Consider the following 16,800-nt stretch of genomic DNA (forward strand, 5'->3'; position numbering starts at 1 on the left):
GGGTGGCCCATGCCGCGCTTTCATGAGCTGACTGTGCGGGACGTCAAGAAGACGATCCGCGACGCCGTTGTCGTGACGCTGGAGCCGAAAAATGGCGAGGCGTTTGATTTTATCCAGGGCCAGTACCTGACCTTTCGGCAAGAGATCGAGGGCGTGGAATTGCGCCGCTCTTATTCGATCTGCGCCGGGCGCGGTGAGGGGGTGCTGCAAGTGGGCATCAAGAAGGTCGATGGCGGTGCCTTTTCGACCTGGGCCAATGAGCGCTTGCAGCCGGGCATGGTGGTGCAGGCGATGGAACCGATGGGATCGTTTCACACGCCTCTGGATGCCGCCGCGCGGCGCAGCTACCTGGGGTTTGCCGGTGGGTCTGGGATCACGCCGGTGCTGTCGATCCTCAAGACCGTTCTGGCGACGGAACAGCAATCGGATTTCACGCTGGTCTATGCCAACCGGGGCGTGAACACGATCATGTTCCGCGAGGAACTGGAGGATCTGAAAAACCTCTACATGGGTCGGCTGAACGTTATCCATGTGCTGGAATCCGACGCGCAGGACATCGAACTGTTTCAGGGCCGGGTGGACGCGGAAAAATGCGCCGCGCTGTTCGACCACTGGATCGACGTGACCACGGTCGACACTGCGTTCATCTGCGGGCCGGAACCGATGATGCTGGGCATTGCCAAGGCGCTGAAGGATCACGGTCTGGCCGATGCACAGATCAAATTTGAACTGTTCGCCAGCGCCCAACCCGGTCGGTTGGAGCGCAAGGCGCGCGACGTGGACGCCGGCACACAGGCCGCGCGGACACAGGCCAGCGTGACGCTGGACGGCACTGCGCGCAGCTTTGAGATGGATAAGGGGGTCTCGATCCTCGACGCCGCCTTGGAAAACGCGATGGACGCGCCCTATGCCTGCAAGGCCGGGGTCTGTTCGACCTGCAAATGCAAGGTGCTGGAAGGTGAGGTCGAGATGATCGCCAACCACGCGCTGGAGGATTACGAGGTGGAACGCGGCTACGTTCTGTCCTGCCAATCCTACCCGCTGACCGACCGTGTGGTCGTCGATTACGACCAGTAAGGGAGAGGGACATGACGGACGAGATGAACATTGCCGACTACCTGTCTCAGGGCGGCAAGCTGACAAACCCTGCCAATGTACCACCGCGCTACCGCGCTGAGCTGATGAAGCTGATGAGCATCTTTGTGGACAGCGAATTGGCAGGGGCGGCGGGCTTTGCTGATGTGATCAATGCCGGTCCCGGCATCAAGGAACGCATCGCGGCGGCGCGGATCGTGCTGGAAAAAACCGATCACGCCGACAAGGTGCTGCGCCTGATGGGTGAATTTGGCGCCAATACCGACCGCTATGTGGGTCACCACCCGTGGACAGACCGCCTGCCGCGCGACACCGCGCCGGGCAGCGCGCGGTCCACGCATGACATGCGGCTGTCGGTCTTCAACTATCCGCTGGATGGCTGGGTTGATGCGGTGGTGATGAACCTGTGCATGGGGCACGCGGTGGCGGCGCAACTGGACGACATGATGCGCAGTTCCTACCAGCCGCTGGCCGAGGCGATCCGCGATGTCACCCCGCGTGAGACCCGGCACACCGAACTGGCCGAAGAAGGTCTGGCACGCCTGGCCGAACAGGGGCAGGGTGCGGCGATTGCCGACAGTCTGGCCTATTGGCGTCCGCGCGTTGCGGCGATCTTTGGCGATCCGTCCGCCGACCGTCTGGCGCAACTCAAAGGCTGGGGCCTGCGCCATGCCACGGCGTCCGAGATGCGGGATGCCTGGGAGACGCGGCTGGACGCGGCGTTGAACCGGCTGGGCCTGACACAGGCCGCCTGAACACACAGCAGACAATGATGACCGGCCAAGGCTGGCAGCACAGGGGGGAAGGATGAGCCTTCTACAGATCAACAGTTTCGCGGCTGGCCAATGGGTTGCGCCCGGAACCGGCGCGCGCGAGATCGAAAATGCCGTGACCGGCGCCGTGATGGCGCGGGCGGGCAACGACGCGCTGGATGTGGCCGCGATGCTGGATTACGCGCGCACCACCGGCGGGCCTGCGCTGCGGGCGATGACGTTCCATCAGCGCGCCAAGATGCTCAAGGCGCTGGCGCAACATCTGGGCCAGCACAAGCAGGCGCTGTACGACCTGTCGTTCAACACCGGGGCCACGGCCAAGGACCACCTGATCGACATCGACGGTGGCATCGGTACGATGTTTGTCTTTGCCTCCAAGGGGCGGCGTGAGCTGCCGGATGGGCATGTCTATCTGGATGGCGAGGTGGAACAGCTGTCCCGCTCCGGTCAGTTCCTTGGCCACCATATCTGCACGCCATTGCAGGGGGTTGCCGTCCATATCAACGCCTTCAACTTCCCCGTTTGGGGAATGTTGGAGAAACTGGCCCCGACGCTGTTGGCCGGGGTGCCTGCCATCGTCAAACCGGCGACGGCGACCTGTTATGTCACCGAACTGGCGGTGCGGTTGATGCTGGACAGTGGTCTGCTGCCTGCGGGTGCCTTGCAACTGGTTTCGGGCGGTCTGGGTGACATGCTGGACCGGCTGACCTGTCAGGATGTGGTCAGCTTTACCGGCTCTGCCGATACGGCGTTCAAACTGCGCTCCGCGCCGCACATTCTGCGTAACTCCATCCGTTTTGTGGCGGAACAGGACAGCCTGAACGCCTCTATCCTTGGGCCGGATGCGGAATCGGGCACGCCCGAGTTTGACCTGTTTGTCAAAGAGGTCCACCGCGAGATGACCACCAAGGCGGGGCAGAAATGCACCGCGATCCGCCGGATCATCGCGCCCGACGCGCAGGTGCCCGCACTGATCGAGGCGCTGTCGGACCGTCTGTCCAAAACCGTGATCGGCGACCCGAAAGCCGATGACACCCGCATGGGCGCGCTGGTTTCCAACAGTCAGAAACGCGATGTTCTGGCCAAGGCCGCGATGATCGGCACAGAGGCAGAGCGCGTTTACGGCGATCCGGAAGCGTTTGACGTGGTGGGCGCGGACGGCGCGGCGGGGGCCTTTTTGCCGCCGATGCTGTTCCACTGCGCCGATCCCGACGGCGCGGAGCGGGTGCATGACACAGAGGCGTTTGGCCCGGTGTCCACCATCCTTGGCTACCGCGACATCGGCCACGCCGTGCAGCTGGCCAATCGCGGCGGCGGGTCGCTGGTGGCCTCGGTCATCACTCATGACCCGGCAGTTGCGCGTGAGGTCGCGTTGGGCGCGGGGGCGTTCCACGGTCGCATCTACATCAACGACCGCACCAGCATGAAGGAAAGCACCGGCCACGGGTCGCCTTTGCCGCATCTGGTTCATGGCGGCCCCGGCCGCGCGGGCGGGGGTGAGGAAATGGGCGGCGTGCGTGGCGTGATGCATTACATGCAGCGGACCTCTGTGCAGGGCAGTCCCGAAATGCTGACCGCCATCGGCGGCCGCTGGGTGCCCGGTGCGCCCGAGATCGTGGCAAAGGTGCATCCGTTCACTCGCGGTTTTGACGATCTGGAGGTCGGCGAGACGCTGAAGGCCGGTCCGCGCGTCATCACGCTGGACGACATCGAACATTTCGCCGACTTCACCGGCGACACCTTCTACGCCCACATGAACGATGAGGCCGCCGCGCGGAACCCGTTCTTTCCCGGACGGGTGGCGCATGGCTACCTGCTGCTCAGCTTTGCAGCCGGGATGTTTGTCGAGCCGAATGAGGGGCCAGTGCTGGCCAACACCGGCCTTGACGGTCTACGTTTCATGAAGCCGGTGGTGGCGGGCGACGCGCTGAACGTGCGCCTGTCCGTCAAGCAAAAGACCCGCCGGACGGATGAATACGGCGAGGTGCGCTGGCATGTGACGCTGACCAATCAGGACGGCGAGGCGGTGGCTGAATATGAGCTGCTGACCATGAACGCCTACACCGCCTGAGCGCGGACGGAGGACGATGGAGGTACAGGCGTTTGCGGCAGCAGTGGCCGATTTGCGGGGGGATATATCACCGCGCGTCTGGTCACTGCTTGTCACCGTCTTTGGCGAGCTGGCACGGGACGGCGCGGCGATCCCCGCCGCCGTTCTGGGGGAAATCACCACCCGTATCGGCATCCGGCCAGAGGCCATGCGCGTGGCCCTGCACCGGCTGCGTAAAGACGGCTGGATCGACAGCACGCGGCAGGGGCGCAGCAGCCACTACAGGCTCACGGCAGAGGGGCGCGCCCAGACCGTCGCCGCCACCCCCCGCATCTACGCGGTGGACCCGCCGTCAGAGTCGGCGTTTCTGGTGCTGACCGATCCGTCGTCGCCTCTGATCTGGTCGGACAAGGATGTCTGGGTCACGCCGCACGCGGTGCTGACAGCGCGCCCGCCACAGGGGGCAGAGATTTTTGCTACACCTCTGAGCGCCGCGCAGGTGCTGCCGCGCTGGATGCGGGCAAAGACCTGTGATGACGCGACGGCGGCGCTGTCAGCGGATCTGGCGGCGCGGCTGGGCCGGCTGGAGGGGGCGCTGGATCGGGCAGACCTTCCTGACCCGCTGCAGACAGCGGCCTTGCGAGTGCTGGTTGTTCACAGTTGGCGTCGTATCGTCCTGAAGGCGCCGGACCTGCCGGATTTTGTCTTGCCGGACACTTGGGCCGGGCCAGACTGTCGCGCACGGATAAGCAGGCTGCTTGCCCGTCTGCCACGCCCCACGCCCGAGACATTGGCACAGGCCACATAAGACAGGCCACATAAGTCGGGCTGGTCGGCTTGTCGTGTTGTCACTGACCAATCGGTCAGTTAATTTGTCGGCAGAGCCGCGGGATCGCGCCGGGGCAGGCAGCGAGGAGACACCGTGGCACGCCCCATCGCCAAGGACCATGACGAAAAGCGCGCGCAGATCCTGAACACGGCGGCGCATGTCTTTGCTGTCGAAGGCTATGATCGCGCCTCTATGAACCAGATCGCCGCTGCCTGCGGCATCTCAAAGGCCAATATCTATCACTACTACGCCGGCAAGGACGCAATGCTCTTTGACCTGCTCGACAACTACCTGTCCGAGCTGCGCAACCGGGTCTGCACGCCGCCAGAGACAGGGGCCACTCCCGAAGACCGGCTGTTGCAGACCGTGCGGGCCGTGCTGCGGGCCTATCAAGGGGCGGACGATCATCACAGGGTGCAGGTCTCGGCGCTGGATGCGCTGCCCGAGGACAAGCAAAAGATCTTGCGCGCCTATCAGCGTGACATGGTGGCCCATCTGTCGGGCATTCTGGCTGAGGTGTCGCCAGACGATCTGGGCCGCGATGCACGCAAGCTGCGCTCTGTGACCATGTCGGTGTTCGGGATGCTGAACTGGTACTACATGTGGAATTCCGGCGCAGGCAGCGAAGCCCGTGAGGACTATGCGCAGCTTGTCACCAACTTGTCATTGAAGGGCCTGCACGGGTTGTAAGGGCCAAGCGTGGGGCTGGTTTTCGCGTCTCGGGGCGTTTCAAACCGTAAAGGCGGCGCGAAATGCCTCCAGCGCCGTTTCGGGGTCGCCCTTGGCATAGCCTTCGTATCCAACCGGACCATCATACCCCATGTCGTGCAGGGCACGGGCGATGACCGGCCAGTTCATCTCTCCGGTGCCCGGTTCGAACCGGCCGGGGTTGTCGGCGACCTGCACCTCTCCGATCCACGGCAGGCAGGCTTCGGCCCAGCGGATCACGTCACCTTCGCCGATCTGGGTGTGGTAGAGGTCAAGGTTGATGCGCAGTTGCGGCCGATCGACGGCAGCGACCAGCGACAGCACGTCGCCGGTGGAATGGAACGGACAGCCGGGGTGTTCGCGCAGGTTGAGGTTTTCCAGCGTAAAGGTGACGCCCTCTTCCTCGGCCATGTCGCAGATCCGGTGCAGTGTATCGCGCGCGCGCAGCCACATGCCGGGCGCGACGTGGTCCCTTTGCTGGACCGGAAGTCCCATGTCGCCGAGCCCGGTGCCATGCAGGTTCAGCCGATCGACGCCCAGCCGTTTACCCACCTGCGCCGTCTCACGCGCGGATGTCAGCAGAAGGTCGGCACCCTCGGCATCTGCCAGCCGCCCCTCCAGATAGCCGTTCATGATGGTGAAATGCGCGCCGGTCTTTTCCAGCGCGCCCAGATCCCATTCAGGCCAGTTCCACAGGCCGACGCCAAAGCCCATTTCGTGCAGGCGTGCGGCGCGCCAGGCGATGGGTTTGTCCTGCCACAGCATTTCGGCGCAAGCTGCAAGTTGAAAGCTGTTCATCTCAGGTATCCTGCGGTTTGAAGTCAGACGGGGCGACGGGCATGACGCCTTGCAAAAAGGCGATGGATTTTTCCAGCCCTTCGCGTGCTTTCAGCAGCACGTCCTCATGTTCGATCGACAGCCAGCCATCGTAGCCGACCATCCGCAGACGGTAGCAGAACTGCCGCCACCAGTCTTCACCATGTCCGAACCCAAGGGTGATGTAGGACCAGCTGCGCGCCGGAATATCGACAAGAGAGCCGTTTTCCAGCAGCGAAGTTGTCGCCTGCACCGGGGCATTCAGCATCGTGTCCTTGGCGTGGACATGATAGATCGCCTCGCCCAGAGCGTCCGCGGCGGCCAGCGGATCGGCCCCCATCCAGAACAGGTGGCTGGGGTCAAGGTTTGCCCCGATGACCGGCCCGATGGAGTCGCGCAGTCTTTGCAGTGAGGGCACGTTGTAGACGCACTGGTTGCCATGCAGTTCCAGCGCGATTCTGGCAACACCGCTTTCGCGTGCGACAGCGGAGGCGCCTTCCCAGAAAGGCAGCAATACCTCTTGCCACTGAAACTGCAGGATCTCCTGTGTCTCGGGTGGCCAGGACGAAACGATCCAATTGGGCATGGTGTCGCCAATGGCACCGGCGGGCAGCCCGGACATGGTGCAGACAGTCTGAATGCCCATGTCACCTGCCAGCCGGATCGTGTCCAACAGGCAGTCGCCCTGCGCCCGGTCGGTTGGGTGCAGCGGATTGCCGTTGGCGTTGAGGCTGATGATCTCCAAACCGCGGCTGGAAAAGGCGTCAAGAAAGGTCCTGCGAGCCGCAGCGCTGGATTTCATCGTCTCAAGGTCGAAATGCGGGGCTTTTGACCAGCCGCCAGTATTCACCTCGACACCTGCGACTCCCATCCGGGCGGCGTGGTCCAGCATGGTCTCGAAGGGCATTCCGCCGAGGCTGTCAGAGACAAATCCAAGTTTCATGCTCTGGCCTCCTCGCCTTGTGGGCGGGTGTCCGGTGTCTTGACTTGTGGCGGGAACGGGGCGGGTCCTGCGGCGACGTCGAAGGTGCGATCCACCCAAAAGGTATCGGCTCCGGGCACGGCTCTACGCATACTCATCTCGTGGGGCGTCCTTTTGAAACGGGGTGCAGGCAGGATGCCCGCGCCGGGTAGAACGTCAAATGACTCGACGGGTGAATTCTGATGTGAAACGCCTCAATTTGCGGGGATCTGCTCGTCCGTGGCGGTTGGATCGGCGGGTCAATGTGCTGACCTCACTCAAGATTGCCGGACCTCCACAGGCGACATTTGTCTGCCAGACTGTTGCTTACATCTGTCTGTCAGGCTCTTTGCGTCTTTCCCGCGCCGCCCACGACAGTTGTCCTTCATGCCGAGTTTATGGTGTCCAGACCGGGGTTTGAGTCCGAAAATCGCTCGGTTCGTGGCGATCTGCGCATTGCCCCTTGAATTGATCATGATGAATTGATTGCATTGGCAGAATGCTGACACGCCGCAGTCTCTCATGACGAATCTCAAGGGGCCGGGGCCCCTGACACAGGGCCGTGCCCGCCGGTCGCGCCCCGTTCTGGTGGCGGATGCGATCAAGGATTGGGTGGTGGAACGCGGGTTGCAGCCCGGTGACCGGCTGCCTGGCGAGGCCGATCTGATCGCACGGTTCGCCATGTCCAAGGGCACCATCCGCGAGGCGATGCGCCTGTTGCAGGCACAGGGGCTGGTGGTGACCAAGACCGGACCGGGGGGCGGCAGCTTTGTCGGTGAGGTCGGCAAGGATCGCGCCCACGCGTTGCTGGGCAACTATTTCTACTTCCGCAATATATCCATTGATGACATCTATCAGGTGCGAATCGTGCTGGAACCAGAACTTGCCGCCTCATTGGCCGGCGGGCTGAGCGAGGCACAACTCGCGGAACTGGACCAGATCATGACCGCCTATGCCGCCCCCGCCGCCGACGCCGAAGAGGAGCGCGCCCAGCACGTTGCCTCATTGAAATTCCACGCGCGGCTGGCTGAATATGCGGACAATGCGCTGTTGGGTTTCTTCATTGGCTTCATGGCGCAGATCCTTGCCGACCTGACGGTTTACAAGCGCCTGTATTCCAAGCCGAACCATGAACTGTGGAAGCAGGGGCGCGATCATCAGGCCGGGCTGGTGGCCGCGCTGCGCGAAGGCAACGCCGAGGCCGCGCGCGCGATCATGCGCGAACACATGCAGATGGCCCGCCGCCTGATGGAGGATCAGGAGGCAGTGGTCATGAAACGCTTCATGGCGGAATAGCGGTGCAAGGACTGGCAGAGGAACTGCAGCGTCTCGTGGCAGAGGCGCGCGCGGCGCGCGACTGGGGCGTGCCCGCAGATTACATCCCCGAACTGGCCAAGGTGGAGCCGGCGCAGGTGGGCGTCGCGGTCTGTCTGGCGGATGGGCAGGAGATCGGGGCAGGGGACGCGGACGTGCCCTTTTCGATCCAGAGCATTTCCAAGGTGTTTTCGCTGGCGGCGGTTCTGGGGCGTCTGGGCGATGATCTTTGGCGGCGCGTCGGACGCGAACCGTCAGGCACCGCCTTTGACAGCATCTTCCTTTTGGAACACGAACAGGGTCGCCCCCGAAATCCGTTTATCAACGCCGGAGCGCTGGTAACGACAGATGCGCTGTTGGGCGGGCGCGAACCACGTCAGGCGCTGTCAGAGATCATGTACCTGGTGCGCGCAGCGGCAGAGGATGACGACATCCATATCGACAAGGCGGTGGCAGAGTCGGAAAAGGCCACGGCAAGCCGCAACATGTCCTTGCTCTACTACCTGAAATCCCACGACAATCTGAAGTGCCCGCCAGAGATGGTCATGGGCACCTATGCGCATCAATGCGCGATCGAGATGACCTGCCACCAGTTGGCGCGGTCGGGCCGGATGCTGGCCATGTTGCCGGATGCGCCCGCGATGATCTCATCGCGCAGGGCGCGGCGGATCAATGCCCTGATGATGACCTGTGGACAGTACGACGGCTCTGGCAACTTTGCCTATCGCGTCGGGCTGCCGGGCAAAAGCGGGGTAGGGGGTGGCATCTTGCTGGTTGCGCCGGGGCGGGCCTCGATCGCGGTGTGGTCGCCGGGGTTGGACGAGTACGGCAATTCCAAGATCGGAACCTGGCTGGCCGAAAAGATCGCCGACTATACCGGCTGGTCGGTTTTCGCACCATAGGGGACGGCGCGCTCTGGCTCAGCCAAGGTTGGCACCAGAACCGACCAGTCGGCATAGTCGCCCGATGTGGCGCGGGTGTGCAGCGCGCGCAGATCGTCCAGTGGGGTCGGTGAGTAATCAACCCGCAGGGTACGCGGGGCCATGTCGCGGCCCACGATCAGCAAGGCCGCCGATAGCAACCCCCGGCTGTCGCCGCCTGCGGCAAAGGCCGCGTCCAGCGCTGCCATCAGGCGCAAGTCCAGCAGTCCTTGCGCGCCAAGATATCCGTCCAGCGCGGCGTCCAGAACTGCCTCCGACGACAACAGGTTGCCGGTCACAATCACGCGGTCGGCGTGGCGCGCGCCCGCCACGGCGATGCTGTCCGCGCCGGTGAAATGGCCGACACCGCCCTGCGTGTCCAGCGTCGCCAACTGCCGTTGGCCGCGCCCGCTGTCGGCCCCTGTCACCTGATCCACCGCCGCTTGCGCGCCGGTGCCTGCCTTCATCAGCGTCAGCGTGTCGGTCCCCCACATGGTCGATGGCAGCGACCCTTGTGAGGCGGACATCCCCGATTCGGCATCGCCGCGCAGCACCCAGCCCCCGACGCACAGACTGCCAGTTGTGGCGGCACCGCCGTAACGGCCTGATTTTTCATCGTAGGCCAGGATCGAAATCGTCATGTGCGGGCCTCCTGATCATGAGACTTGAATTTATCATGAAAATTTGGCCTGATGCAATTTATCATGAAAAATAAAAATCAAAGACAACAGCGGAGGTAACGCAATGTCGCTCTTTTCATTCACGCGTCGCGGGGTGTTGGCCGCAGGGACGGCGCTTGCGCTTTCCCTTGGTACTGTGTCGGGCGCGCAGGCGCAGACACCGCCCGGGGTTCTGATCGTTGGCCAGATTGCCGAACCCAAGGCACTGGACCCGGCGGCGGTGACGGCGGTCAACGATTTCCGCATCCTGATGAACGTCTATGACGGCCTGGTGCGCTACAAGGACGGCACGCTGGAGGTGGAACCGGCGCTGGCGACGGACTGGACCATTTCCGAGGACGGCACCGAATACACCTTTACCCTGCGCGACGGGGTGAAGTTCCACGACGGCAGCGATTTCAACGCCGAAGCGGTCAAGTTCAACTTTGAGCGGATGCTGAACGAGGATCACCCCTATCATGACACCGGGCCGTTTCCGCTGTCCTTCTTCTTTTCTGCGGTCGAGTCGGTTGAGGCGGTGGACGCCACGACGGTGAAATTCACCCTCAACAGCCCCTACGCCCCGTTCCTGTCAAACCTTGCCTATCCCACCGGCCTGCTGGTCTCACCGGCGGCGGTCGAGGAGCATGGTGCAGAGTTTGGCCGCAATCCATCCGGCACCGGCGCGTTCAAATTCGCCGAATGGCGATCGAACGAGGCGGTGGTGATCGAGGCCAACGCTGATTACTGGGATGGCGCGCCGGAACTGCAGGCGGTTGTGTTCCGCCCCATCACCGACGCCAATACCCGCACGGCAGAGATGCTGGCAGGGGGCATCGACCTGATGGTCGAAGTGCCACCCGTGGCTCTTAGCGAGTTTCAGGGGGCGGAATACACGGTCCATGAACAGGCCGGACCGCACGTCTGGTTCCTGATCCTGAACGCCAAGGAAGGTCCCTTTGCGGACAAACTGGTCCGGCAGGCGGCGAACTACGCGATCAACAAGACCGCACTGGTGGATGAGGTACTGGAAGGCACCGCCGCCGTGGCCGCAGGCCCGACGCCCCCGGCCTTTGCCTGGGCGTATAACGAAGAGCTGGAACCCTATCCCTACGATCCCGAAAAGGCCAAGGCGCTGCTGGCCGAAGCCGGTGTCGAGGGCGCGGAACTGACGTTCTATGTAACCGAAGGCGGGTCGGGGATGCTGGACCCAGTGGCGATGGGCACGGCAATTCAGGCGGATCTTGAGGCTGTCGGGTTTGACGTCAAGATCGAGACCTATGAGTGGAATACCTTTCTGGGCAACGTGAACCCGGGGCTGGAGGGCAAGGCGGACATGGCCGAGATGGCCTGGATGACAAACGACCCCGACACGCTGCCTTTCCTCGCGTTGCGGACCGACGCATGGCCGGACAAGGGTGGTTTCAACTCTGGCTACTATTCCAATCCGAAGGTGGACGAGTTGCTGGAGGCGGCGCGTGTGGCCACCGATCAGGACGAACGCGCCCGTCTGTACAAGGAGATGCAGGTGATCGTGCAAGAGGACGCGCCTTGGGTTTTTGTCGCGAACTGGAAGCAGAACGCGGTGACCAGCGACAAGGTAGACGGGTTCTCTTTGCAGCCGTCGTTCTTTTTGCTGCTGGATGACGTTGTGAAAAACTGATTGCGGTGCGGTTCGGGACGGGCATTGAGCCCGACCCGAACCGGCGGGGGCTCTGCCCCCACAGCGCGCCTATGGGCGCGCACCCCCGGGATATTTCTGGACAGAAGAAGATCGGGGTCGTGAATTTCGAAGTGGAGGGCGCGTATGGGGCGCTATGTCCTGCGACGACTGATATCGGCCGTGCCGGTGCTGCTAGGGATCACGGTGATTGTCTTTGCGATCATGGCGCTGATCCCGGGTGATCCGGCGACGGCGATCCTTGGCAGCTATGCCACGCCTGAGAATGTCGAAAAGCTCAACCGGGATCTGGGTTTGGACAAGCCGTTGGTGGCGCAGTATTTCATCTGGCTGGGCAATATGGTCCAGGGGGATTTCGGCACCAGCTTTTCGCTGAACCGTCCGGTGATCGACGAGGTGTTGGAGCGGTTCAACGCGACGCTTGTGCTGGCCGGGACGGCCTTTGTGATCTGTTCGGTGCTGGGCATTGCCGCGGGCGTGGTGTCTGCCGCCAATCAGTATGGTTGGGCGGACAAGGCGATCACCTTTGTGGTGTTGCTGGGGATTTCGATCCCGTCGTTTTTCCTCGGCATGATGATGATCCTTTATTTCGCGGTGAGCCTGCGGTGGTTCCCGGTGTCGGGGATGTGGCCGATTTACGGAACGCGGGACATCTGGGCCTTGCTGGATCATCTTGTGCTGCCGGCCAGTGCACTGGCGGTGGTCGCCACGGGGGTAATTGCCCGGCTGTCGCGGTCCGCCATGCTGGAGGTGTTGCGGCAGGATTTCATCCGCACCGCGCGCGCCAAGGGGGTGCATGAGCGCGGCGTGATCTGGCGGCATGCGTTGCGCGCCGCGATGGTGTCGATCATTCCGGTACTGGGCATTCAGGCGGGATTTGTTCTGTCGGGGGCTGTTTACATCGAGATCGTCTTTCAGTGGCCCGGCGTGGGGCGGATGCTGGTTGATGCGATCCTCACGCGCGACATTCTGTTGGTGCAGGGCGGCGTGGTCTTTGTTGCGGCCTGCTACGTGATGTTCAACATCGTCGTGGACGTGGCGCAAAGCCTGCTGGACCCGAGGATCAAGACATGATCGGGTTTCTCAAACTGTTGGCCCGCAACCGTCTTGCGCTGGCGGGGGGGATTGTTCTGTTCCTTGTGGTTGTGTTGGCGCTGGTGACGCCGCTGCTGCCTTTGGCAGAGCCGAATGTCACCAATACCTCGGCGCGGTTTTTACGGCCGTTTTCCGACGGCGCGCTGATGGGCACCGATCATCTGGGTCGCGATCTGCTGTCGCGCCTGTTGTGGGGGACGCGGTTGTCGCTGGCGGTGGGCTTTGCTGCGGCGGTGGTTGCGGCCACGCTGGGGGCGGCCATTGGCATCATCGCGGGGTTTTATGGCGGGCGGACCGATAACCTGATCATGCGCGGCGTCGACATGCTGATGGCCTTTCCCTACATCCTGCTGGCGCTGGCGATTGTGGCCGCGCTTGGCCCCGGTCTGTTCAATGCGCTGATTGCGGTGGCGGCGGTCAATGTGCCGTTCTTTGCCCGCAACATTCGCGGCATCACCGTGGGCATCGCCCATAAGGAATTTGTCGATGCCGCGCGGCTGGCGGGGTTGTCGAACACCAAGATCATCCTGACGGAAATCCTGCCCAACGTGGTGCCGGTGATCGTGATCGCCATGTCTACCACCATCGGCTGGATGATCCTTGAGACCGCCGGTCTGTCGTTTCTTGGGCTGGGGTCGCAGCCGCCGCAGGCCGATCTGGGATCCATGCTGGGTGAGGCGCGCTCTGCCCTGATCACCAATCCGCACACATCCGTTGTGCCGGGGCTGATGATCCTGATCATCGTCATGGCGATCAACCTGCTGGGGGACGGGGTGCGCGACGCGCTGGACCCGCGGTTGAAAAGCGGTGCGCTGTCGCGGCCCATGGCCTCGACCATGGTCAGGCGGCAGGGTCCGGTGCCGGAGCCGGAGGGCAAGGGCCTGCTGGAGGTGCAGGAGTTGCAGACGCAGTTCCATGTCCGCGACCGGAATTATCGCGCGGTGGGCGGTGTGTCGCTGCATGTCAAACCGGGCGAATGTCTTGGCATCATTGGGGAAAGCGGGTCGGGCAAGTCGGTCACCGTGCTGTCTGTCATGGGGTTGGTGGCCTCCCCCCCCGGGGTGATTACCGGCGGGGCGGTGCGCTATGACGGGGCCGATCTGATCGGCGCGCCGTACCGCAAGCTGCGTGAGATGCGTGGCCGCAACGTCGCCTATATCTTTCAGGATCCGCAGGCCACACTGCATCCGCTGTACCGCGTCGGCGACCAGCTGAAAGAGGCGATCCGCGCCCATCATGGCATCGGGCGGGATGAAGGGCGGGCGCGCGCCATTGAGTTGCTCAAGGCGGTGCGCATTCCCAATCCAGAACAGCGTCTGACGGATTTCCCGCATGAGATGTCGGGCGGGATGCGGCAGCGCGTCGGCATTGCCATGGCGCTGGCCAATGATCCCGACATCATCATCGCGGATGAGCCGACCACCGCGCTGGACGTGACCGTGCAGGCGCAGATCCTGTCGTTGCTGGATGACCTGCGTCGGTCGCGCGGGCTGGCCATTGTCTTTATCACCCATGACTTTGGCGTGGTCGGCCAGCTGTGTGACCGGGTGGCGGTCATGTATGCCGGGCGGATTGTCGAAGAGGGGCCGACGCAGGCGGTGCTGGAGGCCCCGACCCATCCCTATACCGCGCGGCTGATGGCCTGTGTGCCGGAACTGGGCGGCGGCAAGCGGCGGTTGGAGGCGATCCCGGGCCTGCCGCCGGTGGTCGACAACCTGCCCATGGGCTGTGCCTTTGCCGATCGTTGTGACCGGGTGCAGGCCGACTGTCGCAAAGGTGAGATTGTGCTGGAACGGCAGGGCGCGCGCGCTGTGCGCTGCCTGCATCCCGTGACCCCGTTGACGGAGGCTGCTGAATGAGTGCCGCGCTGACACTGACCGACCTGTCCAAGACGTTTCCGGTGGGGCGCGGCGTTTTTGGTGCACCCAAGGCCACGGTCAAGGCGGTGCATCCGATCACATTGACCGTAGCGCAGGGGGAAACGCTGGGCATCGTCGGAGAGTCCGGCTGCGGCAAGTCCACGTTGGCGCGGATGCTGGTGGGGCTGCTGGAACCGACCACCGGTACGATCGAGATCGACGGCGCGGCGCTGGACAATGCTGATCCGGCGCTGTTCGGCAAACGCATCCAGTATGTGTTTCAGGACCCGATCTCATCGCTGAACCCGCGCAAGACCATCCGCCAGATCATCGAGGCCCCGTTGATCCATCTGCATGGCATGGACAGGGCGCAGCGGACACGCCGTATCGCCGAGATTTTTGCCAGCGTGAACCTGCGCGAAGAGTTCCTAGACCGCTATCCGCATGAATTCTCGGGCGGGCAGGCGCAGCGGATCGGGATTGCCCGCGCACTTGCAGCGCAGGCCAGCATCCTCATTCTGGATGAGCCGGTTTCGGCACTGGACGTATCGGTACAGGCGCAGGTGCTTAACTTGTTGGCGGATCTGAAACGTGAATTGGGCCTGACCTATCTCTTCATCAGCCACGATCTGGCCGTCGTCGAGGCGGTCAGCGACCGGATTGCGGTGCTGTATTTCGGATCGGTGGTGGAACTGGGACCGGCAGAGGATATCTTTCGCGCGCCCCGCCATCCCTATACGAAACTGCTGGCGGACAGTGCGCCGGTGGTTGGCCGACCGCTGACGGCACCCGAGGGGCGTGAGACCGAACTGCCAGATCCGCTAAACCCGCCCAAGGGCTGCGCCTTTGCCGCCCGTTGCCCCCGTGCCAGTGACCGCTGCCGGGCCGAGGTGCCTGTGCTGGAGCGGCAGGGTGCTGTGGACGTGGCCTGTTTCCATCCTCTGGTGGCCGGGGAGGAGTGACACGGCGGGCGAAGCGCTGAAGTCGGACATATTCCAAAATTGCAGGATGCGGCAGTAGCGGGTACAAAGGGAGCATGACGCCTGTTCCCCAAAAACGCGGTCCCGGTCGTCCGCGCAGCTTTGACAACGCCGCCGCGCTGGAATCTGCGACGCGGTGCTTTTGGTCGCGGGGCTATGCCCGCGCAACCATGGGCGTTCTCAGCCGGGAAATGTCCGTTCCGCGCGCCAGCCTCTATGCCCATTTTGGCGACAAGGACGGGCTGTTTCTGTTGGCGATTGACCACTATGCCCGCTCTCGCAGCGCCAAGGCGCTGGCGCATCTGACCGGCCAGGGCGATGCCTTTGCCGAGGTTTCGCGGTTTTTCGACGCCGCGATCACCTTGGTGACTTCGGATCCCGCAACACCGGGCTGCCTGATTGCCTGCGTCCTGTCCGAGGCCGCAACCGCCGATCAGCGGTTTCAAGAGGTGTTGGTGGGCAAGACCCAGAAATTGGAACAGCGGCTGTCAACTTGTCTTCGGGCCTCGGACGCCGGTTTACCAGAGGATGAGATCCGGGCGCGGGCTGGCATTCTGGCGGCAACGGTAAGGGGGCTGGCGATCAGTGCGCGGGCCGGTATACCGGCCGATACTCTGCGAGAAACAGCGTCCATGGCCGCGCGACTGACGTGCGGAAATGCACAGTCTTGGTGATCACGCTGCTGTCAGTACGGGCCGGTCGGTGCTTGACCCTGAGCGGCACGGCTGGTCTGAACCCGGCTTATTCATCCAAATCAGGGGAAATAGCTGGCGTGCCCGCGAAAGCTTTGTAGAATCAAGCTGCTAGACAAAATCCGACAGCAGCCATCGGAGCACGCCATGGGTGAAACGCTACAGCCGGTCGCCACGAGCTTCAACAGGTCCCTGCGCGTCGAAAGCCGTGCCGAGCGGCTGACCGGTGATGCCGGTGCCGTGGTGCTGCGCGAGATCATGGAGCGCAGCGGCATCGTCGAATGGATGGTCCCGCAGCTGACCGATCCGCGGCGTCAGGAAGATGTCGTCCATGACCTCGGCTCGCTCATCCGGACCAGCGTGCTGCT

Annotated in this window: 16 protein-coding genes; 13 read left to right on the forward strand and 3 right to left on the reverse strand. The window is 63.3% G+C overall.

Translation table 11 applies throughout. The features are described from left to right. Nucleotides 1–9 precede the first annotated feature (9 nt). The 5 genes from CHB90_RS20305 (at nucleotide 10) to CHB90_RS20325 (ending at nucleotide 5,437) form a co-directional block, all read left to right on the forward strand. Nucleotides 10–1,077: a 2Fe-2S iron-sulfur cluster-binding protein gene (locus CHB90_RS20305; protein WP_089279667.1), complete on the forward strand. Its 1,068-nt coding sequence runs from the start codon at nucleotides 10–12 to the stop codon at nucleotides 1,075–1,077. 11 nt (nucleotides 1,078–1,088) lie between these two features. After that, the gene (locus tag CHB90_RS20310) at nucleotides 1,089–1,850 is read left to right on the forward strand and encodes a Phenylacetic acid catabolic protein (protein WP_089279668.1); all 762 of its coding nucleotides are present in this window, start codon (nucleotides 1,089–1,091) and stop codon (nucleotides 1,848–1,850) included. Between the two features lie 52 nt (nucleotides 1,851–1,902). Beyond that, nucleotides 1,903–3,939, forward strand: coding sequence for a phenylacetic acid degradation bifunctional protein PaaZ (paaZ, locus tag CHB90_RS20315; RefSeq protein ID WP_089279669.1), 2,037 nt, complete (start codon nucleotides 1,903–1,905; stop codon nucleotides 3,937–3,939). Nucleotides 3,940–3,955: 16 nt separating this feature from the next. Next, nucleotides 3,956–4,726, forward strand: coding sequence for a PaaX family transcriptional regulator C-terminal domain-containing protein (locus CHB90_RS20320; RefSeq protein ID WP_089279670.1), 771 nt, complete (start codon nucleotides 3,956–3,958; stop codon nucleotides 4,724–4,726). Nucleotides 4,727–4,840: 114 nt separating this feature from the next. After that, a complete protein-coding gene (locus CHB90_RS20325; RefSeq protein ID WP_089279671.1) occupies nucleotides 4,841–5,437 on the forward strand; it encodes a TetR/AcrR family transcriptional regulator in 597 nt (198 codons plus the stop codon). 39 nt (nucleotides 5,438–5,476) lie between these two features. Here CHB90_RS20325 and CHB90_RS20330 read toward each other — a convergent pair whose 3' ends face one another. Together CHB90_RS20330 and CHB90_RS20335 are read right to left on the reverse strand one after the other, a co-directional pair. After that, a complete protein-coding gene (locus tag CHB90_RS20330; RefSeq protein ID WP_089279672.1) occupies nucleotides 5,477–6,253 on the reverse strand; it encodes a TIM barrel protein in 777 nt (258 codons plus the stop codon). 1 nt (nucleotide 6,254) lies between these two features. Beyond that, nucleotides 6,255–7,214 carry a sugar phosphate isomerase/epimerase family protein gene (locus CHB90_RS20335; protein ID WP_089279673.1) on the reverse strand — a complete coding sequence of 320 codons (960 nt, stop codon included), beginning with the start codon at nucleotides 7,212–7,214 and terminating at the stop codon, nucleotides 6,255–6,257. Between the two features lie 540 nt (nucleotides 7,215–7,754). On the opposite strand from CHB90_RS20335, the gene CHB90_RS20340 reads away from it, so the two are divergent. Next, the gene (locus CHB90_RS20340; protein WP_089279674.1) at nucleotides 7,755–8,528 is read left to right on the forward strand and encodes a FadR/GntR family transcriptional regulator; all 774 of its coding nucleotides are present in this window, start codon (nucleotides 7,755–7,757) and stop codon (nucleotides 8,526–8,528) included. Between the two features lie 11 nt (nucleotides 8,529–8,539). Further along, nucleotides 8,540–9,448 carry a glutaminase gene (locus CHB90_RS20345; RefSeq protein ID WP_089279681.1) on the forward strand — a complete coding sequence of 303 codons (909 nt, stop codon included), beginning with the start codon at nucleotides 8,540–8,542 and terminating at the stop codon, nucleotides 9,446–9,448. Here the strand turns inward: CHB90_RS20345 and CHB90_RS20350 are convergent. Next, nucleotides 9,418–10,107, reverse strand: coding sequence for a DUF1028 domain-containing protein (locus CHB90_RS20350; RefSeq protein WP_089279675.1), 690 nt, complete (start codon nucleotides 10,105–10,107; stop codon nucleotides 9,418–9,420). The two genes, CHB90_RS20345 and CHB90_RS20350, sit on opposite strands and share 31 nt — an antisense overlap. Nucleotides 10,108–10,210: 103 nt before the next feature. Here CHB90_RS20350 and CHB90_RS20355 point away from each other — a divergent pair, with 103 nt between their 5' ends. From CHB90_RS20355 to CHB90_RS20380, 6 genes are all read left to right on the forward strand, one after another. Next, a complete protein-coding gene (locus tag CHB90_RS20355) occupies nucleotides 10,211–11,788 on the forward strand; it encodes an ABC transporter substrate-binding protein (RefSeq protein WP_089279676.1) in 1,578 nt (525 codons plus the stop codon). Nucleotides 11,789–11,932: 144 nt separating this feature from the next. Next, complete coding sequence (locus CHB90_RS20360) at nucleotides 11,933–12,880, forward strand: ABC transporter permease (protein ID WP_089279677.1); 948 nt, start codon at nucleotides 11,933–11,935, stop codon at nucleotides 12,878–12,880. After that, complete coding sequence (locus CHB90_RS20365; RefSeq protein WP_170941126.1) at nucleotides 12,877–14,760, forward strand: dipeptide/oligopeptide/nickel ABC transporter permease/ATP-binding protein; 1,884 nt, start codon at nucleotides 12,877–12,879, stop codon at nucleotides 14,758–14,760. Before CHB90_RS20360 ends, CHB90_RS20365 begins: the two co-directional genes overlap by 4 nt. After that, nucleotides 14,757–15,722: an ABC transporter ATP-binding protein gene (locus CHB90_RS20370; RefSeq protein WP_089279678.1), complete on the forward strand. Its 966-nt coding sequence runs from the start codon at nucleotides 14,757–14,759 to the stop codon at nucleotides 15,720–15,722. The genes CHB90_RS20365 and CHB90_RS20370 overlap by 4 nt, the downstream gene beginning before the upstream one ends. A gap of 74 nt (nucleotides 15,723–15,796) precedes the next feature. Next, nucleotides 15,797–16,414: a TetR/AcrR family transcriptional regulator gene (locus CHB90_RS20375; protein WP_089279679.1), complete on the forward strand. Its 618-nt coding sequence runs from the start codon at nucleotides 15,797–15,799 to the stop codon at nucleotides 16,412–16,414. 165 nt (nucleotides 16,415–16,579) lie between these two features. After that, nucleotides 16,580–16,800 (forward strand): transposase (locus CHB90_RS20380; RefSeq protein WP_212591624.1); only part of this gene is annotated, 221 nt, incomplete at its 3' end.

It is taken from the genome of Antarctobacter heliothermus (assembly GCF_900188425.1).
GTDB classification, from domain to species: domain Bacteria; phylum Pseudomonadota; class Alphaproteobacteria; order Rhodobacterales; family Rhodobacteraceae; genus Antarctobacter; species Antarctobacter heliothermus.

Coding starts and splice junctions, on each gene's coding strand:
- CHB90_RS20305 (WP_089279667.1), top strand. CDS start 10: ATGCCGCGCTTTCATGAGCTGACTGTGCGGGACGTCAAGAAGACGATC.
- CHB90_RS20310 (WP_089279668.1), top strand. CDS start 1,089: ATGACGGACGAGATGAACATTGCCGACTACCTGTCTCAGGGCGGCAAG.
- paaZ (WP_089279669.1), top strand. CDS start 1,903: ATGAGCCTTCTACAGATCAACAGTTTCGCGGCTGGCCAATGGGTTGCG.
- CHB90_RS20320 (WP_089279670.1), top strand. CDS start 3,956: ATGGAGGTACAGGCGTTTGCGGCAGCAGTGGCCGATTTGCGGGGGGAT.
- CHB90_RS20330 (WP_089279672.1), bottom strand. CDS start 6,253: ATGAACAGCTTTCAACTTGCAGCTTGCGCCGAAATGCTGTGGCAGGAC.
- CHB90_RS20335 (WP_089279673.1), bottom strand. CDS start 7,214: ATGAAACTTGGATTTGTCTCTGACAGCCTCGGCGGAATGCCCTTCGAG.
- CHB90_RS20340 (WP_089279674.1), top strand. CDS start 7,755: ATGACGAATCTCAAGGGGCCGGGGCCCCTGACACAGGGCCGTGCCCGC.
- CHB90_RS20350 (WP_089279675.1), bottom strand. CDS start 10,107: ATGACGATTTCGATCCTGGCCTACGATGAAAAATCAGGCCGTTACGGC.
- CHB90_RS20355 (WP_089279676.1), top strand. CDS start 10,211: ATGTCGCTCTTTTCATTCACGCGTCGCGGGGTGTTGGCCGCAGGGACG.
- CHB90_RS20360 (WP_089279677.1), top strand. CDS start 11,933: ATGGGGCGCTATGTCCTGCGACGACTGATATCGGCCGTGCCGGTGCTG.
- CHB90_RS20365 (WP_170941126.1), top strand. CDS start 12,877: ATGATCGGGTTTCTCAAACTGTTGGCCCGCAACCGTCTTGCGCTGGCG.
- CHB90_RS20370 (WP_089279678.1), top strand. CDS start 14,757: ATGAGTGCCGCGCTGACACTGACCGACCTGTCCAAGACGTTTCCGGTG.
- CHB90_RS20375 (WP_089279679.1), top strand. CDS start 15,797: ATGACGCCTGTTCCCCAAAAACGCGGTCCCGGTCGTCCGCGCAGCTTT.